Source organism: Qipengyuania nanhaisediminis, assembly GCF_900115585.1.
GTDB classification, from domain to species: Bacteria; Pseudomonadota; Alphaproteobacteria; order Sphingomonadales; family Sphingomonadaceae; genus Qipengyuania; species Qipengyuania nanhaisediminis.
The window spans coordinates 518718-533190 of the sequence record NZ_FOWZ01000002.1 but is presented as its reverse complement, the minus strand read 5'-3'; the positions used below and the strand labels follow the sequence as shown (position 1 = coordinate 533190).

The 14473-nt window shown below is 62.7% G+C and carries 18 protein-coding genes; 12 read left to right on the top strand and 6 right to left on the bottom strand.

Going from position 1 to position 14473, the window contains the following annotated elements:
• Positions 1-9: 9 nt before the first annotated feature.
• The 3 genes from purL to BM173_RS08195 are packed head-to-tail and all read right to left on the bottom strand — an operon-like array spanning position 10 to position 3386.
• A complete protein-coding gene (gene purL / locus BM173_RS08205) occupies positions 10-2244 on the bottom strand; it encodes a phosphoribosylformylglycinamidine synthase subunit PurL (RefSeq protein WP_090479834.1) in 2235 nt (744 codons plus the stop codon).
• A 46-nt stretch (positions 2245-2290) separates the two neighbouring features.
• Positions 2291-2974, bottom strand: coding sequence for a hypothetical protein (locus BM173_RS08200; protein WP_090479832.1), 684 nt, complete (start codon positions 2972-2974; stop codon positions 2291-2293).
• A 16-nt stretch (positions 2975-2990) separates the two neighbouring features.
• Complete coding sequence (locus BM173_RS08195; protein WP_090479830.1) at positions 2991-3386, bottom strand: DUF2177 family protein; 396 nt, start codon at positions 3384-3386, stop codon at positions 2991-2993.
• A 64-nt stretch (positions 3387-3450) separates the two neighbouring features.
• Here BM173_RS08195 and BM173_RS08190 point away from each other — a divergent pair, with 64 nt between their 5' ends.
• The 12 genes from BM173_RS08190 to BM173_RS08135 all read left to right on the top strand — a co-directional run bounded on the left by BM173_RS08190 (position 3451) and on the right by BM173_RS08135 (position 12773).
• Positions 3451-3705 (top strand): exodeoxyribonuclease VII small subunit, encoded by a 255-nt coding sequence (locus tag BM173_RS08190; protein ID WP_090479827.1) that lies wholly within the window; start codon positions 3451-3453, stop codon positions 3703-3705.
• A gap of 21 nt (positions 3706-3726) precedes the next feature.
• The gene (locus tag BM173_RS08185; RefSeq protein WP_090480287.1) at positions 3727-4617 is read left to right on the top strand and encodes a polyprenyl synthetase family protein; all 891 of its coding nucleotides are present in this window, start codon (positions 3727-3729) and stop codon (positions 4615-4617) included.
• On the top strand, positions 4617-5129 hold the full coding sequence (coaD, locus tag BM173_RS08180) for a pantetheine-phosphate adenylyltransferase (protein WP_090479824.1): 513 nt from the start codon (positions 4617-4619) through the stop codon (positions 5127-5129). Before BM173_RS08185 ends, coaD begins: the two co-directional genes overlap by 1 nt.
• A gap of 80 nt (positions 5130-5209) precedes the next feature.
• Positions 5210-5878, top strand: coding sequence for a peptidylprolyl isomerase (locus tag BM173_RS08175; protein WP_090479822.1), 669 nt, complete (start codon positions 5210-5212; stop codon positions 5876-5878).
• Positions 5879-5919: 41 nt separating this feature from the next.
• Positions 5920-6951 carry a tRNA preQ1(34) S-adenosylmethionine ribosyltransferase-isomerase QueA gene (gene queA / locus BM173_RS08170; protein WP_090479819.1) on the top strand — a complete coding sequence of 344 codons (1032 nt, stop codon included), beginning with the start codon at positions 5920-5922 and terminating at the stop codon, positions 6949-6951.
• A 99-nt stretch (positions 6952-7050) separates the two neighbouring features.
• Entirely contained in the window at positions 7051-7509 is a 459-nt protein-coding gene (locus tag BM173_RS08165; RefSeq protein WP_090479815.1) for a hypothetical protein, read from the top strand.
• A gap of 7 nt (positions 7510-7516) precedes the next feature.
• Positions 7517-8467 (top strand): ABC transporter ATP-binding protein, encoded by a 951-nt coding sequence (locus BM173_RS08160; RefSeq protein WP_090479812.1) that lies wholly within the window; start codon positions 7517-7519, stop codon positions 8465-8467.
• Positions 8464-9228 carry an ABC transporter permease gene (locus BM173_RS08155; RefSeq protein WP_090479809.1) on the top strand — a complete coding sequence of 255 codons (765 nt, stop codon included), beginning with the start codon at positions 8464-8466 and terminating at the stop codon, positions 9226-9228. Before BM173_RS08160 ends, BM173_RS08155 begins: the two co-directional genes overlap by 4 nt.
• A gap of 19 nt (positions 9229-9247) precedes the next feature.
• Positions 9248-10198, top strand: coding sequence for a DUF481 domain-containing protein (locus BM173_RS08150; protein WP_090479806.1), 951 nt, complete (start codon positions 9248-9250; stop codon positions 10196-10198).
• Between the two features lies 1 nt (position 10199).
• Positions 10200-11336 carry a tRNA guanosine(34) transglycosylase Tgt gene (tgt, locus tag BM173_RS08145; protein ID WP_090479803.1) on the top strand — a complete coding sequence of 379 codons (1137 nt, stop codon included), beginning with the start codon at positions 10200-10202 and terminating at the stop codon, positions 11334-11336.
• The gene (locus BM173_RS08140) at positions 11333-12025 is read left to right on the top strand and encodes an SDR family NAD(P)-dependent oxidoreductase (protein WP_090479799.1); all 693 of its coding nucleotides are present in this window, start codon (positions 11333-11335) and stop codon (positions 12023-12025) included. The genes tgt and BM173_RS08140 overlap by 4 nt, the downstream gene beginning before the upstream one ends.
• Positions 12026-12044: 19 nt before the next feature.
• Positions 12045-12773 carry a M50 family metallopeptidase gene (locus tag BM173_RS08135; RefSeq protein ID WP_090479797.1) on the top strand — a complete coding sequence of 243 codons (729 nt, stop codon included), beginning with the start codon at positions 12045-12047 and terminating at the stop codon, positions 12771-12773.
• Here the strand turns inward: BM173_RS08135 and BM173_RS08130 are convergent.
• The 3 genes from BM173_RS08130 to BM173_RS08120 form a co-directional block, all read right to left on the bottom strand.
• Positions 12740-12919 carry a hypothetical protein gene (locus tag BM173_RS08130; protein ID WP_245755820.1) on the bottom strand — a complete coding sequence of 60 codons (180 nt, stop codon included), beginning with the start codon at positions 12917-12919 and terminating at the stop codon, positions 12740-12742. The two genes, BM173_RS08135 and BM173_RS08130, sit on opposite strands and share 34 nt — an antisense overlap.
• Positions 12920-13056: 137 nt before the next feature.
• Positions 13057-13671, bottom strand: a complete 615-nt coding sequence (gene rpsD, locus BM173_RS08125) for a 30S ribosomal protein S4 (RefSeq protein WP_090479793.1) — start codon at positions 13669-13671, stop codon at positions 13057-13059.
• Positions 13672-13821: 150 nt separating this feature from the next.
• Positions 13822-14466, bottom strand: coding sequence for a phosphoribosylanthranilate isomerase (locus tag BM173_RS08120; protein ID WP_090479790.1), 645 nt, complete (start codon positions 14464-14466; stop codon positions 13822-13824).
• Positions 14467-14473: the final 7 nt, after the last annotated feature.

Sequence of the window (14473 nt, the reverse complement as noted above, 5' to 3'; positions counted from 1 at the left end):
GGCGCCGCTTCAGCCCTCCATCCACTTGCTGAAGAAGCTCTTGTGCGCTTCGCGCAGCTTGGTCACCGGAACGCCGAACAGCTCGTTGCCGCCGACGGTGCCAAGACGGCGGAAGCCGACGCGGGCGGTGTCTTCGTTTTCCGTACCCTTGGCGAGATAGGCATTGAACGCCTCTGCATCGGGGACGGTGATGACATAGCGGCCCTGGTCTTCGCCGAACCACCACTGCGCCTGCGTGTAGTCGTCATTGCCGATGGTTTCGGCGCCCATGCCGCTGGCCATCGCCATTTCGGCGAGCGTTACGGCGAGACCGCCATCGGAGACATCGTGTACCGCGCTGACCAGTCCTGCCTCAATCAGTTCGCGCACACCTTCGCCCGCGTTCTTTTCGAGCGTCAGGTCGACCGGCGGTGCGCGGCCTTCGTCGCGGCCGTGGATTTCCGCGAGCCACAGCGACTTGCCGATATGCGAACGTTCAGGATCGGGGGTCGCCCATTCTTCGGGCCAGATGAGGTAGATCGCCTCGCCTTCGGCCTTGAAGGGCATAGTCATCATCTTGGCGTAATCGTCGATCAAGCCGACGCCGCCGATAGCCGGGGTGGGCAGGATCGCGCTGCCGCCGCCGGTCGCCTTGCTCTCGTTGTATAGGCTGACATTGCCCGATACGATCGGGAAGTCGAGCGCGCGGCAGGCCGCGCCCATGCCTTCGAGGGCGTGGACGAACTGCGCCATGATTTCGGGGCGCTGCGGGTTGGCGAAGTTGAGGCAGTTCGTGACCGCGAGGGGACGCGCGCCGACTGCGCATAGGTTGCGGTATGCTTCGGCGATCGCCTGTTTGCCGCCTTCATAAGGGTCTGCGTGAACGTATCGCGGCGTGCAGTCGGTGCTGATCGCCAGCGCCTTCTTCGTGCCGTGCACGCGAACCACGCCTGCATCCCCGCCGGTCTGGAGCGTATCCGCGCCGACCTGGCTGTCGTACTGCTCCGAAATCCAGCTGCGCGAGGACAGGTTGGGGGAGGCCAGCAGCGTGAGCAGATCTCCGCCGACGTCGCTGGTGTCGGGACGATCGGCCATCGGCTTGATCCCGGCCCAGGCGGTGTATTCTTCCTTCGAGAGGTACGGGCGGTCGTATTCGGGCGCATCCGCTGCGAGCGGGCCGAGTGGAATGTCGCACACCACTTCGCCGCCGAATTCGAGCACCATGTGCTGCGTGTCGGTGACTTCGCCGATGACTGCGAAATCGAGTTCCCACTTCTCGAAGATGGCCGCCGCCATTTCTTCCTTGCCGGGCTTCAGCACCATGAGCATGCGCTCCTGGCTTTCGCTCAGCATCATCTCGTAAGGCGTCATGCCCTCTTCGCGGCAGGGAACCTTGTCCATGTCGAGGCGGATGCCCGCCTTGCCGTTGGTCGCCATCTCGACGCTGGAGGAAGTGAGGCCCGCTGCGCCCATGTCCTGGATCGCGACGATAGCGTCCGTCGCCATCAGCTCGAGGCACGCTTCGATCAGCAGCTTTTCGGTGAAGGGGTCGCCGACCTGCACCGTGGGGCGCTTGGCGTCGGCATCTTCCTCGAAATCCGCGCTGGCCATGGTCGCGCCGTGGATGCCGTCGCGGCCTGTCTTCGAGCCGACATAGACGATCGGGTTCCCGACGCCGGTCGCGGCCGAGTAAAAGATCTTGTCGGCGTCAGCGACGCCCACCGTCATCGCGTTGACGAGGATATTGCCGTCATAGGCCGGGTTGAAATTGGTCTCGCCAGCCACGGTCGGGACGCCCACGCAATTGCCATAGCCGCCGATGCCCGCGACCACGCCCTGCACGAGGTGCTTCATCTTCGGATGGTCGGGCCGCCCGAAACGCAGAGCGTTGGCATTCGCCACCGGACGCGCGCCCATGGTGAAGACGTCACGCAGGATGCCGCCGACACCCGTCGCCGCGCCCTGGTAGGGTTCGATGTAGCTCGGGTGGTTGTGGCTCTCCATCTTGAAGATGGCGGCCTGGCCATCGCCGATGTCGATCACGCCCGCGTTTTCGCCCGGTCCGCAGATCACCCACGGTGCCTCGGTCGGCAGCTTCTTCAAGTGCAGGCGGCTGGACTTGTAGGAGCAATGCTCGCTCCACATGACGGAAAAGATGCCGAGTTCGACGAGGTTCGGTTCTCGTCCAAGTGCGTTCAAGACGCGCTCGTATTCTTCTTCGGACAGGCCATGCTGGGCAACGACGTCGGGGGTGATTTCGCTCATGGCCCGCGCCCTTACGGTGCTGCGCGCCGAGGCGCAATATGCTCGGCTACCACAATGGTGGGCTTGCTACCCCGAGGCCGACCTCGTTGCGATGCCAGCGTGTAGTGCCGACCCAGTATGCGAGCGCCGTGAGTAACCCGAAGGCGAACAGGGCGGTCAGCGGCAAGGCTATCGAATATTCCATGGGTTGCGGACCGAACCAGCTGATCGCCTGGAAAACGAGCATGAACCCCATGAGGATAAGCGGGGGTACGATCGGCCCCTTGGTCGCGCGCATGAACCAAATGAATGCGCCAAGGGTTATTCCCAGTTCGAGCGGGATTTCGATCCAGGGATAGTTCCACAAGCCCCAGCCCATCTTCTCCTCTCCACCTGCGAGGGTCAGATCCGGCCGGTGGACGAGGAGGTCGAGCACCCAGTGGCTCATCACGACGATTGCCGTCCAGGTCGCGGCCACCGCGTTGCGCAAGGTGATGCCGACCACTGCAGCAAAAGCGACCGCGAATACGGCCGTACCAAGCAGGCTGTGCGTATAGGGCATGTGATACAGGTCCAGCCCGTTCATCACTGTAATGCCGGGCTCGATGCGCGCCTGCTCTATGCCGACCATGAAGAAGGCCATAAAGGCCCAGTCCACCAGCTGCGCGGCAATGAACAGCGTGCCCAGCTTGGGCGCTTCGCTCGTGATTGCGCTTGCGGCGAAAGCCGGTGCGAAATGACCTATGAACATGGGGCCGCTCTATCCTTCAGGCGAGCTTGCTCGCAGCATAGGTGGCAACGGTTGCGGCAACCGATGTGGCAAACGCGCCCCAGATGATGTCGGCGATCGTGACCGTGGTGGACCATTGCTTGAGCGTCGCCTGGTTCGTCAGGTCGTAGGTCGCGTAACAGATCGCGCCGAGCAGGGCCCCGTTGAGTGCGGCATTGCCGAGCCCTGCGGAAAGACCCGGGCGGACTGCGAACCAGACCATCGCGGCCACGTAAGCGGCGTAGAACACGAGGGCAGGGCCCATGCGGAAGCTATCGGCAAGCATGTCGCCAAGGCGCGGCCTGTAGAAATTATTCCCGGCCCAGCCCAGCCAGAGTGCATCGAGTGCGCCGAATGCCAGCGCCGCCGCGACAAATGCGATAATCCACGTCATACCTGCTCCCCCGGTTTTGCATCTTCTTGACCGCGCGGCTGTGCGCCGTCAATGCTCACCCGATATGACAGAGGGTCAAGACAAGCCGATCGGCGAAATGAGTTTCGAGGAAGCGCTCCGCGCCCTTGAGGGTGTCGTGCGTAACCTGGAAAGCGGCGACGTACCGCTTGATGAAAGCATCGCGCTTTACGAACGCGGCGAGGAATTGCGCAAGGCGTGCCAGGCACGGCTGGATGCAGCGCAGGCGCGGATCGAAAAAATCGTGCAGGGAGCCGACGGGAAGCCATCGGGCACCATGCCTTTCGATGCGGAAAGCTGAGGCGTGAACGCGATGACCGCAATGCCCGATCTCCTGGCAAACGCCTTCGACCAGATCCAGGCCGAGGTCGACGGGGCATTCGATGCTTTCCTTCCCGTGCCGCAAGACACGCGGGCGCGCCTGGTAGAGGCGATGCGCTATGCCGCGATAGGCGGGGGCAAGAGGGTCCGCCCGCTGCTAGTCTGCGCAACGGCGCAATTGTTCGGGGTTACGCGACAGGCCGCCGTCAACGCGGGCTGCGCGGTCGAGGCGATCCATTCCTATTCGCTGATCCACGACGACTTGCCCTGCATGGATGATGACGACCTTCGTCATGGCAAGCCGACGCTGCACAAGCAGTTCGACGAAGCGACGGCAGTCCTCGCCGGCGACTGCCTCCACGCGCTTGCATTCGATATCCTGACCATGCCCGACACCAGCAGCGATCCCTTCGTTCGCGCAGAGCTGGTGGCCGCGCTTGCCAAGGCGAGTGGCCATGAAGGCATGGCAGGTGGCCAGATGATGGACATCGTTTCGGACGAAGAGGATTACGACCTGCGCCAGGTGACGCGCCTGCAACAGCTCAAGACCGGCGCCTTGCTGGCGGCCAGCGTCGAGATGGGTGCCATTCTTGGCCGGGTGCCGCCGGAAGGGCGCACACACCTTCGCGCCTATGCACGCGATATCGGTCTCGCATTCCAGATCGCCGACGATCTTCTCGACGTGGAAGGCGACGAGGAGAAAGCCGGCAAGGCATTGCGCAAGGACGAGGGGCAGGGCAAGCAAACCTTCGTGACTCTGATGGGCCGCGATGCCGCGCGCGCGCAGGCCGAAATGCTGGTCGAACAGGCGGGGCAGCACCTTGCCAGCCACGGTTCGGACGCGGCACTGCTTGTTGAACTGGCACGATTTGTCGTGAAGAGGGATCACTGATGGGCGAACGTATCGGCATTTATCCGGGGACCTTCGATCCCATCACGCTCGGCCATGCGGACATCATCCGCCGTGGATCGAAGCTGGTCGACAAGCTGATCATCGGCGTAACCACGAACCCGTCGAAGAACCCGATGTTCTCGACCGACGAACGCTTCGCCATGGTGGAGCGCGAGATTGCGCGCATGGGCCTCGACAATGTCGAGGTGGTGGGTTTCAACGCGCTGCTGGTAAAATTCGCTCAGAAGATGGGCGCCAACGTCCTTATCCGCGGCCTGCGCGCCGTCGCCGATTTCGAATATGAATACCAGATGGCGGGCATGAACCAGCAGCTCGACGACGATATCGAGACGGTTTTCCTCATGGCCGACGTTTCGCTCCAGCCGATCGCGTCCAAGCTGGTGAAGGAAATCGCACTGTTCGGCGGCGATATCACACCGTTCGTAAGCCAGGAGGTTTGCGAGGATGTCGTCAAGCGTGTGGATGAAAAGGGACGGCTGGGCGACTATTGATCCTGCCAAAGCTATTCATTGAACCGACAGCGCCCGCTCGCTAGGGCGTTCTGCATACCAGACAATTCGACGGAAACCCGATGCTCAAGACCTCGCTTGCCCTTGCTGCCGCCGCCCTGACGGCTCTCGCTCCGCTATCCGCGACAGCGCAGGATGCCGAAGTGCCGGCTGAGCGCGCACCTTTCCAGCCGATCAATTACAGCGTGCAGGAAGATCCGGAGAATATCCTGCTGCTCGACCTTTCCAATGGCGAGCGTGTGGCGATCCGCCTGATGCCGAGCTGGGCGCCCAATCATGTTGATCGTATCAAGACGCTGGCCCGCTCCGGCTTCTATGACGGCGTGATCTTTCACCGCGTGATCGACGGCTTCATGGCGCAGACGGGCGATCCGACGGGTACGGGCCAGGGCAGCTCCGAGCTTCCCGACCTCGAGGAAGAATTCAACATTATGCCGCACGTGCGCGGCACAGTGTCGATGGCCCGCGCAGCCGATGAAGACAGCGCGAACAGCCAGTTCTTCATCGTCTTCTATCCGCGTTTCAACCTGGACAAGCGCTACACCAATTTCGGTCGTGTCATCTCGAACATGGCAGCCGTGGACGCGATCAATCGCGGCGAACCGCCGCAGGACCCGACGCGCATCCTCCAGGCGTCGATCGCGGCTGACAATCGTCCGGTCCCGGCTGCTCCGCGTATCATGGCGGATCCCGAGGTGACTGCCGACGATCTGAACGCCCCGATCGGCTAAGCGCTTTTCCTGACACCGTCCTGCGTCTAGAGGCGCTGGCGATGAAGGTAGACCTGTTCGATTTCGATTTGCCGCCCGAACGCATAGCCTTGCGTCCGGCGCGCCCGCGCGATGCCGCCCGCATGCTCGTCGTCGAGGGTGCCGAAGGGGCAATGCGCGACTGCGGCGTGCGCGATCTCCCGTCCCTGCTGAAGGCGGGCGATGTGCTAGTCTTCAACGACACCCGCGTCATCCCGGCACAGCTCGAGGGGCGCCGCGGCGAAGCGAAGATTGGCGCGACCCTTCACAAGCGCGTCGACCTGCGCCGGTGGCAAGCCTTCATCCGCAATGCGAAGCGGGTGCGGGCAGGGGACCTGATCGAGTTCGGCGGGGGCGTTTCCGCCATTGCCGAAGAGCGCTTGCCGGACGGTTCTTTTATCCTGGCCTTCCAGGGAGATGAACCGGTTGAAGTCCTGCTCGAACGCGCAGGCCGCATGCCCCTTCCGCCCTATATCGCCAGAAAGCGCGAGACCGATGCGCAGGACCGGGAAGACTACCAGACCATGTTCGCAGCCGAGGACGGTGCCGTGGCAGCACCGACGGCGTCACTGCATTTCACCCCCGAACTCGTCGCTGCGCTGGATGATGCGGGCGTGGGCAGGGAAACCCTCACCCTCCATGTCGGGGCCGGGACCTTCCTGCCGGTAAAGGCGGACGATACGGACGATCATGCCATGCACTCGGAATGGGGCCGGATCGAACCCGAGGTTGCAGACCGGCTCAACGCCGCGCGCGCATCGGGCGGCCGGATTATCGCCGTCGGGACGACGAGCCTCCGCCTGCTCGAAAGTGCGACGCAGGACGATGGCGTGATCCGCGCGTTTGCAGGCGACACCGACATCTTTATCACGCCCGGATATCAATTCCGCGCGGTCGACGGCCTGATGACCAATTTCCACCTACCGAAATCGACCCTGATGATGCTGGTGAGCGCGCTTATGGGCAGGGACCGCATGATGGCGGCTTACGCGCACGCCATTGCCAACGAGTACCGTTTCTACAGCTACGGCGACTCATCGCTTCTCATTCCCTGAGCCGGGGATCGGTCCGCAGTCCGAACTTGGCTCTTCCGATCCTTGGCCTATGGTGACCGCGAGGTCCGAATCGCGACCTCAATTCAACGGAGGGACGCAATGAAATTCACCGGTCTGGCAGCGCTAGCCGCAGTCGCCATGAGCACACCGCTCGCGGCGCAAAGCATGGTTGCAGCGCCGAACGAAGCATCGGCCAAATTGGGGCAGTGCCTGGTCGACAGGACCACCGGCAGCGATCGAACGCTGGTCGCTCGCTGGATGGCAGGCAGCATGGCGTCCTCACCGATGATGGAGGGCCTGGTCGAAGTCGATACCTCAGCGAAGGAGCAGGTCGATCGCGAGATGGCCGACCTATTCGCGCGCCTGCTTACCAAGGATTGCAAGGCGCAGGCCAAGGTAGTCATGCAGAGCCGCGACCGGATGGGTATGCAGGCTGCGGGCGGTCGGCTCGGCGAGATCGCGATGGCGGAACTGATGATGGACCCGGCGGCCATGCAGGCGCTGATGGCGTATATCCAGTATATCGATCCCGCTGCCATGACTGCGCTGGCCGAGTAGGAGCGCTATCCTGAGCTCGGACCCGATCCTCGAACTTCAAGGGCTGACCAAGGTCTACCCAGGCGGCCTGAAGGCGCTCGACAATGTCGACCTGACTATCCGCCGGGGAGAGATCTTCGCCCTGCTCGGGCCGAACGGTGCGGGCAAGACGACCCTGATCGGCGCGGTTTGCGGCCTTGTGCGGCCCACATCCGGCACAATGCGTGTATTCGGGCATGACCTAGCTACCGAGTGGCGCCAGGCGCGTAGCCGGATCGGCCTCGTGCCGCAGGAACTGAGCACCGATATGTTCGAGCCGGTGAAGCGGGCTGTGGCCTATTCCCGCGGGCTGTTCGGACTTCCCCCCAATCCGGAGCGGATAGAGGAAATCCTGCGCTCGCTCAGCCTGTGGGACAAGCGGGACGAGCGGATCATGGCCCTGTCGGGCGGAATGAAGCGCCGCGTCCTCATTGCCAAGGCGCTTGCGCACGAGCCGGACCTGTTGTTTCTCGACGAGCCCACTGCCGGTGTCGACGTCGAACTGCGCAAGGGCATGTGGCGGATCATCGACGAGATGCGAGAGCGCGGCGTCACGGTAATCCTCACCACCCATTACATCGAAGAAGCCGAGGAAATGGCCGACCGCGTCGGCATCATCAGCGGCGGCCGCATCCTGATGGTGGACGAAAAAGACGCGATGATGTCGCGCCTCGGCCGGACGGAAGCGCACATCACGCTAGCGAAGCCGCTGGACGCTTTGCCGGAGCAACTGAGCCAATTCCCCGTCGAATTGGAAGATGGCGGCAACAAGCTTTGCTACCGCGGCGGTGACGGGACCGGAAAGGGGAAGGAAGAGGTCGCAGCCCTGACCAAGGCCCTTATCGCATCGGGCATCGACTATACCGGTATCGACACGCGCGAGAGCAGCCTGGAAGACATTTTCGTCACCCTGCTGGGTGAAGACGGGGAGGCCGCATGATCAACTGGCGTTCGACCTGGTCAATATACACGCGCGAGCTGATGCGCTTCCTGCGCACGGCTTTCCAGTCCGTCCTTGCGCCGGTCCTGACCACCTCGCTCTATTTCATCGTTTTCGGAGCGGCCATCGGCGGGCGGATGCCTGACCTTGGCGGGGTCGATTACGGCGCCTTCATCATTCCGGGACTGCTGATGCTGACTTTGCTGGGCGAGACCACCAGCAATTCCAGTTTCGGCATCTATATGCCGCGCTTCACCGGCACGATCTACGAGTTGCTCAGCGCGCCTGTCGGCGTTGGCGAGACCCTGATCGGCTTCGTCGGCGCGGCCATGACCAAGAGCCTTATCCTTGCGGCAATCATCCTCCTGACCGCGCGCCTGTTCGTCGACTATTCGATCGCGCACCCGCTGCTCGCGATAATCTACATCATGCTGGTCGCTGCAGCATTCAGCCTGTTCGGCTTCATCCTCGGGATCTGGGCCGACAATTTTGAGAAGCTGGGGATCATCCCGATGCTGTTCCTGACGCCGCTGACCTTCCTTGGCGGGACGTTCTATTCGATCGATATGCTGCCCAAGCCATGGGACACGATCGCGCTGGCAAATCCGATCGTTTACCTCGTAAGCGGTTTGCGCTGGACCTTCTACGGCAGCAGCGATGTGAACATCTGGATCAGCTTCGGGATTACGCTCGCTTTCCTGGCGGCATGTACCGGCGTGATCGCCTATATCTTCAAGACAGGCTGGCGACTGCGCGCCTGACGCGCTAGGCGCGGGCGCCATGAAGAACCTGCGTCATATCCTGATAGCCCTTTTGGTCGGGTGCCTGGCTGTGCCCGCCAGCGCCGAGCTTCCCGAAGCCGCCCGCACGATGATCGAAAACGCAATCGCGACCGGCGATGCGGCCAAGGTGGATGCCGTGATCTCGGTAGCCCGCTCGAGCTTTCCGGACGATGCCGGTGAAATCGACACGCTGGAGAACGGCTGGAAGGCTACCCTTGCGAAACGCAACGCCGAGGCCGAGCAGGCGCGGATTGCCGCGATAGAGAATGCCGGAGCGCTCGACCTGTGGTCTGGCGAGGGCGAGATCGGTGGCTTCCAATCCTCCGGCAATACCGACAGCGTCGGCATCGCAGCGTCGCTCAAGATGAAGCGCGAAGGGATCGACTGGAGCCACCGCCTGCGCGCGCGCCTCGATTACCAGCGCCAGAACGGCCAGACGAGCCGCGAGCAGTACCTGCTCGCCTATGAGCCCCGCTGGCAGTTCAATGACCGCATGTTCATTTACGGCCTCGCCCAGTACGAGCGCGACAAGATCCAGGGCTTTTCCGGCCGGTATGCGGTCTCGGGCGGCGTTGGATACAAGCTGGTCGATAGCGACACGCTCAACCTGTCGGTCAAGGCCGGACCCGCATACCGCGTGACCGAATATACCGACGGCCGGACGGAAAACAGCATCGCGGCCCTCGCAGGCCTCGATTTCGACTGGCAGATTTTCGAGCGGCTTTCGTTCACTCAGGATGCCAATGCGCTGGCCGAAACGGGCGGGCAGGCGCAGCTCATCGTCGACGGATCGAACACCAGCCTGACCTTCGTCAGCGGCCTCGATTTCGAAATCAGCAATCGCCTCCGCTCGCGCCTGTCTTACCAGATCGATTACGACAGCAATCCGCCGGTCGGAAAGGTGTCGACCGACACGCTGACCCGCGCCACCCTAATTTACGGTTTCTAACATGGCCAATCGGTTCGACTTCACGATCGACGCGACGGACGGCGCTGCGCGTACCGGGCGGATTTCCATGCTGCGCGGTGACATCCGCACGCCGGCGTTCATGCCCGTAGGCACCGCTGCGACGGTGAAGGCGATGAAGCCGGAGACAGTGCGCGCAACAGGCGCGGACATTATCCTTGGCAACACCTACCACCTGATGCTGCGCCCGGGTGCAGAACGGGTCGCCAGGCTCGGCGGCCTCCACAAGTTCATGAACTGGGACCGGCCGATCCTGACCGACAGCGGCGGTTACCAGGTGATGAGCCTGTCGGACCTGCGCAAGCTCACCGAAAAGGGTGTCGAGTTCCGCAGTCACATCGATGGGTCGAAGCATATGCTTACCCCCGAACGCTCGATGGAGATCCAGAGGCTTCTGGGGTCGGACATCGTCATGGCATTCGACGAGTGTCCGCGCGCCGATCGTCCGCGTGACGAAATTGCGGCGAGCATGGAAATGTCGATGCGCTGGGCGCAGCGTAGCCGGGACGGGTTCGATGCTGGCGGAGAGCACGCCGAGCGATCCGCGCTATTCGGCATCCAGCAGGGCGCCCTCGACGAGGAATTGCGCAAGATCAGCGCAGAGAAACTGACCGATATTGGCTTCGATGGTTACGCGATCGGCGGACTTGCCGTGGGCGAGGGGCAGGAGGCGATGTTTGCCACGCTCGATTTCGCGCCGGGCCAATTGCCGAATGACCGGCCGCGCTACCTCATGGGCGTCGGCAAGCCGGACGACCTGGTCGGCGCGGTCGAGCGCGGGGTCGACATGTTCGATTGCGTCTTGCCGAGCCGGTCGGGACGAAACGGGCAGGCATTCACCTGGCATGGCCCGCTCAACCTGCGCAATGCGCGGTTCGCCGAGGACACGGGACCGCTGGACGAGAAATGCACCTGTTCGGTTTGCGCGACCTATTCGCGTGCCTATCTCCATCACCTGCAGAAGTCGGGCGAAATCCTCGGAGCCATGCTGATGACCGAACACAATATCGCATTCTACCAGCAGCTGATGCAGGCCATGCGCGATGCGATTGGTGGCGGTACTTTCGCTGCCTTTGCGGCTGATTTTCGCAGGGATTACCTCGGAGACGCCAAGCAGTGACATGGCGCCGCGCAGCTGTGATCGGCGCATCCGGCGGCATTGGCGCAGCGATTGCCGAAAAGCTTGAGGCGGGTGGAACCACGGTCCTGCGATATGCCCGCTCCGGCGATAGCGCACGCATCGACATCGAGGACGAAGGCAGCATCGCGGCTGCCGCGGATCGAGCTGGCGAGAATGGGCCGGTCGACCTCGTCTTCGTCGCTACTGGCTTTCTCCACGAGGAAGGCAGTGGTCCTGAAAAGGACTGGCGACACCTCGACGCGGAAAACTTCGCGCGCAATTTTGCGATCAACGTCACCGGTCCTGCATTGGTCGCCAAGCATTTCCTGCCGCTCCTGCCCGACGATCGCCGAGGCGGCTTTGCGGCGCTGTCGGCGAGGGTGGGGAGCATCTCGGACAACCGGCTCGGCGGTTGGTATGCCTATCGGGCGAGCAAGGCCGCACTCAACATGATGGTGCGCAGCCTGTCCATCGAACTGGCGCGCAAGAAGCCGGAGGCTTTTTGCGTCGGCCTCCATCCCGGCACGGTCGACACGCGGTTGAGCGAGCCGTTCCAGCGCAATGTGCCGCAAGGCAAGCTGTTCACCCCGGACTATTCGGCAGGAATGCTGGTCGATGTGCTTGCGTCGCTGGAGCCTTCGGACAGCGGCAAGTGCTTCGCCTATGACGGCGAGGAAATTCCGGCGTGATGGCTGCGAGAGGCTCGACATGACGAGATGGCGTTCGGGGGGAGGGCTTGGCTCCAATGACCGCAGCGAGATAACCGCGCTGGTGGTGATGGCGATCATTACCATCCTCCTCTGGCATTCGCCTTACGGCGGATATCTGCTCTACCCGTTCACGATCCTGTCGACCTGGTTTCATGAAATGGGCCACGGCCTTGCGGCGATGGCATTCGGCCACGAGTTCGAGCGCTTGGTCATTTTCCCCAACGGTTCGGGCTATGCTGCGCACCTGTCCGAGGGCGAGCCGTCCAGATTGTCGAGTGCTCTGATCGCAGCAGCCGGACTTCTGGGGCCGACATTCGCAGGATGCGCGCTGATCCTGTCATCGCGCACAAGGCGCGCTACTCGGAATGCGCTGGTCTTGCTGGGCGGGGTATTGTTGATCTCGACGCTTATCTGGGTGCGTTCCCTCACGGGATGGCTGGTCCTGCCCGCAGTCGGGCTGGCCTGCCTGTGGTTCGCTTTCAAGGCACGGGCGAACCAACGCCATTTCGCGGTCCAGTTCCTCGGCGTGCAGGGCTGCATCAGCATCTATCGCGACTTCGGCTATTTGTTCAGCCAAGGCGGCATGCTCGGCGGGCGGCCGCAGCTATCGGACACCGGTCATATCGCGCAGGCGCTGTTCCTGCCGTACTGGTTCTGGGGTGGCCTCATCACAGCGATTATCGTCGCGATGATCTACTGGTCCTTGCGCTTGGCCCATTCGCGCTGACCCGGCTTTTCCTGCATTTCCAGGATCGTCCCGCGATAGGCCGTGAAGCTGCCGCCGGGCCCTGTGAAGCCGGCGCCGATCGCGTTTGCATTGCGCTGTGCGTCGGTGAGCGAGGCATACCATTTGCCGATGCGATTGCGTGTCACGAAGCGATAGAAGACCATAGCATCGACACAACGCCAGACCCGGGTCTGGTTCCTGCAACTTCTTGAAAATGCGACCAATCGAAACGAAAAAGGGCGGCCCCGCAGGACCGCCCTTTCGTGTTTCGTTGCCGAAGTGATCAGCGCGAATAGAATTCGACGACCAAGTTCGGTTCCATGGTGACCGGGTAGGGCACTTCGTCGAGCTTCGGCACGCGGGTGAAGGTCACCTTGTCGTTGCCGTCGGGCGCGACGTAGTCGGGAATTTCACGCTCGGGCAGGCTCTGCGCTTCGATGACGAGAGCCATTTCCTTGGCCTTACTGCCGAGGCTGACGACGTCGCCGACCTTGACGCGGGCCGATGCGATGTTGGTCTTCACGCCGTTGAGGTAGATGTGGCCGTGGCTCACGATCTGACGGGCGGAGAAGATGGTCGGAGCGAACTTGGCGCGATAGACGACCATGTCGAGACGCTGTTCGAGCAGGCCGATCAGGTTCTGACCGGTGTCGCCCTTCATGGCCGACGCTTCCTTGTAGGTGCGCTTGAACTGCTTCTCGGTCACGTCGCCGTAGTAGCCCTTGAGCTTCTGCTTGGCGCGCAGCTGCAGGCCGAAGTCGCTCATCTTGCTCTTGCGGCGCTGACCGTGCTGGCCGGGGCCGTAGGAACGCTTGTTGACCGGGGAGTTCGGACGACCCCAGATGTTTTCACCCATCCGGCGGTCGAGTTTGTACTTGGCGCTCTTGCGCTTCGACATAAGTCTTTCCTTCAATTTGCTGAGCGAACCCAATGTCCGCCATCCAACCCGGCATCGCACCGCTGGAAGAGTGTTCCAGCGCGGCTACCGCTTCACCGGGGTGCGGAGCCAATTAGCGAAGGCGCGCGCATAGCAGGATTGTGCAGCGCGTCAAGCGTTGCGCGCTGCATCGCAGAAGGCGCGGATCAATTCCGGGTCCTTCTGGCCGGGCGCGCTCTCTACACCGGAGGAAGTGTCGAGCAATGGCGCGCCCGTCCGCTCCAGCGCATCTGCTACATTTGCGGGAGAAAGCCCGCCTGCAAGGCCCCATCCGGGCCTGCCGCGCCAGCTGGCCAAGAGCGACCAGTCGAAGCTGAGCCCCATGCCACCCGGGAGCGCCGCGTCCTTCGGCGTTCGAGCGTCGAACAGAAACAGATCGGCAATCCCTTTATACGCCTGAGCTTTTTCGACGTCTCTGCCGGTTGCGACGGGAATCGCTTTCCAGACTGGTAAACCGAAACGATCCTTAACCTGCGCGACGCGTTCCGGCGTTTCTTCGCCGTGCAACTGGATGACATCGAGGCGGCCAGCCTTGACGCTCTCGGCAATGAGACCGTCGTCTGCGTCCACGAACAGGCCGACGCGCCCGATGGACGAACCTGCACGCGCGGCCAGTGCCGCCGCAGCATGGCCATCGACGTTGCGCGGGGATGGCGGGAAAAACACCAGTCCAATGAAATCCGCACGGGCCGCAATCGCCGCGTCGAGGGCATCAGGGGTTGAAATCCCGCAAATCTTGATGGCTACGCTGGTCATGAGCAGA

Excerpts from the sequence above, each read along its gene's own strand:
- purL (WP_090479834.1), bottom strand. The coding sequence starts at position 2,244 with ATGAGCGAAATCACCCCCGACGTCGTTGCCCAGCATGGCCTGTCCGAA.
- BM173_RS08200 (WP_090479832.1), bottom strand. The coding sequence starts at position 2,974 with ATGTTCATAGGTCATTTCGCACCGGCTTTCGCCGCAAGCGCAATCACG.
- BM173_RS08195 (WP_090479830.1), bottom strand. The coding sequence starts at position 3,386 with ATGACGTGGATTATCGCATTTGTCGCGGCGGCGCTGGCATTCGGCGCA.
- BM173_RS08190 (WP_090479827.1), top strand. The coding sequence starts at position 3,451 with ATGACAGAGGGTCAAGACAAGCCGATCGGCGAAATGAGTTTCGAGGAA.
- BM173_RS08185 (WP_090480287.1), top strand. The coding sequence starts at position 3,727 with ATGCCCGATCTCCTGGCAAACGCCTTCGACCAGATCCAGGCCGAGGTC.
- coaD (WP_090479824.1), top strand. The coding sequence starts at position 4,617 with ATGGGCGAACGTATCGGCATTTATCCGGGGACCTTCGATCCCATCACG.
- BM173_RS08175 (WP_090479822.1), top strand. The coding sequence starts at position 5,210 with ATGCTCAAGACCTCGCTTGCCCTTGCTGCCGCCGCCCTGACGGCTCTC.
- queA (WP_090479819.1), top strand. The coding sequence starts at position 5,920 with ATGAAGGTAGACCTGTTCGATTTCGATTTGCCGCCCGAACGCATAGCC.
- BM173_RS08165 (WP_090479815.1), top strand. The coding sequence starts at position 7,051 with ATGAAATTCACCGGTCTGGCAGCGCTAGCCGCAGTCGCCATGAGCACA.
- BM173_RS08155 (WP_090479809.1), top strand. The coding sequence starts at position 8,464 with ATGATCAACTGGCGTTCGACCTGGTCAATATACACGCGCGAGCTGATG.
- BM173_RS08150 (WP_090479806.1), top strand. The coding sequence starts at position 9,248 with ATGAAGAACCTGCGTCATATCCTGATAGCCCTTTTGGTCGGGTGCCTG.
- tgt (WP_090479803.1), top strand. The coding sequence starts at position 10,200 with ATGGCCAATCGGTTCGACTTCACGATCGACGCGACGGACGGCGCTGCG.
- BM173_RS08135 (WP_090479797.1), top strand. The coding sequence starts at position 12,045 with ATGACGAGATGGCGTTCGGGGGGAGGGCTTGGCTCCAATGACCGCAGC.
- rpsD (WP_090479793.1), bottom strand. The coding sequence starts at position 13,671 with ATGTCGAAGCGCAAGAGCGCCAAGTACAAACTCGACCGCCGGATGGGT.
- BM173_RS08120 (WP_090479790.1), bottom strand. The coding sequence starts at position 14,466 with ATGACCAGCGTAGCCATCAAGATTTGCGGGATTTCAACCCCTGATGCC.